The following is a 1632-nucleotide window of genomic DNA, read 5'->3' as shown; positions in this document are numbered from 1 at the left end:
ACCCCGCCGCGCCCCGCACACCCAGCGCGCCCCCACCCCAGCGCTCTCATCCCAGCGCGCCCCGCTCAACGGGTGTGGTCGTGGCCCTTGTGGCCACAACGCAGTTCTGTCGCAGTGGGCACGACCAAGATTCGGGTGATGTGGTCGCGCGTCGCGGTCATACCCGTGCGCGGCCGCGCTCGAGGGCCGCACCGATCTGGCGGAGTACCGCCCGTGGATTCCGGAGCATCGAACCGGTCACGCGGACCACCTGCCAGCCCAGCTCCGAGAGTTCGGCGTTGACCCGCGCGTCGTACTCCCAGGTAGACCTGCCTCGATGGACGTCCCCGTCGTAGAACACCGCCACCTTCCCGACCTCGTACGCCAGATCCGCAGTGGCGACCTTCACCCCGTACTCGTTGTGGATCTCGACCTGCGGAGTCGGGTCGGGGAGGTCCGACCGGACGATCAGCAGCCGAAGCCTGGTCTCGGGCGGCGAATCAGCTCGCTGGTCACACCACCGGAGGAGGCTCCGCACCCTCTGCAGACCGTGCAGCCCTCGCAGGCCCCGTGCCAGTGCACTCACCTCGCTGACGGCGATCCGGGATCGATTGCACACGGCGTCGATCTTCGCGATCGCCGTATCGTCGTTGACCTCCCACCTCGCTACGTCGATGGCCGTCCGTGCAGCGGAGGTCACACGGAGTCCACCGATCGCTTCCACCTGTCCCGCCGGCAGAGCACGCCGGAGGCGACGCAGCCGCACACGGCCCGGAGCGGGTGCCGTTCCGACCGCGTAGATGTCGACTTCTCTCTCGACCGCGGCCGGCGCGTACCACCGCTCCCGGTGGATCAGTGCCGCCGCGAGACCGCCGATCACGGCTCCAGCGGGTGCCCATAGCGCTGCGCCGCGGACCATTACATCCGGTGTGGCGGGCGCTCCGGTGGCGAGGTACACGTCGGGGAACAGACGACGATGTCCTGACCTGAGCTGATGGCCGGACAGATGACCTTCCACGACCGCCGCACTACCGATGAACGGCGCAGCAGGATGAGGACGGGGCACCTCAGGATCATCGCCCGCGGTGACCGTTCACGCCCGCCCCCGGCGTCCCCTGTGGATGGGGACGACGAGCATCCACAACGAACCGCGCCGCTCGGTCTTGGCATCAGGTGTTCCGCCCATATTCTGGTCGTGCCCAGCGCGGTGAAACGCTCGATTCACCGCAGGAGAGACGACCAAGTTCGACGTCCACACCGCTCTCGCGCCGGCGGGTGGATCAGCCCTCGACCTGTTCGCCGAGCTCCATCCAGCGCTCCTCGAGCTGTTCCTTCTCCGCGCTCACGTCCTTGAGATCACGGTCGAGGGACGCGAGCTTCTCCGTGTCGAGCGCCTCCCCTGCGGCGGCGGTGAGGGCCTCGTGGAGGGTCGCCTGTCGTTGATCGAGTTTGAGCATCTGGCGCTCGATCTTGGACATCTCCTTGCGCAGCGCCCGCTCGTCACTCGAGCTGAGCCCGGACCCGCCGGAGCCGGCGGTCGCGGCGGATGCCGAACCACCGCCCGATCCACCGCCCGATCCAGCCCCGGGACCCGAGCCCGAGCCCGAACCCGAGCCAGCGGGCTCGCGCAGGACCTTGCCCGAGTCGCCCGCG

General features: G+C 69.1%; 2 protein-coding genes. Both read right to left on the bottom strand.

The window, feature by feature from the left end; genetic code table 11:
• Window positions 1–157 precede the first annotated feature (157 nt).
• Window positions 158–679, bottom strand: a complete 522-nt coding sequence (locus tag G6018_RS14525) for a DUF559 domain-containing protein (protein ID WP_182615538.1) — start codon at window positions 677–679, stop codon at window positions 158–160.
• A 580-nt stretch (window positions 680–1259) separates the two neighbouring features.
• Window positions 1260–1632 (bottom strand): ABC transporter C-terminal domain-containing protein (locus G6018_RS14520; RefSeq protein ID WP_241732123.1); only part of this gene is annotated, 373 nt, incomplete at its 5' end.

It is taken from the genome of Dietzia sp. DQ11-44 (genome assembly GCF_014145205.1).
GTDB classification, from domain to species: Bacteria; Actinomycetota; Actinomycetes; order Mycobacteriales; family Mycobacteriaceae; genus Dietzia; species Dietzia natronolimnaea.
The sequence above is the reverse complement of the archived record's forward strand: the minus strand, read 5'-3'. Positions and strand labels throughout refer to the sequence as shown.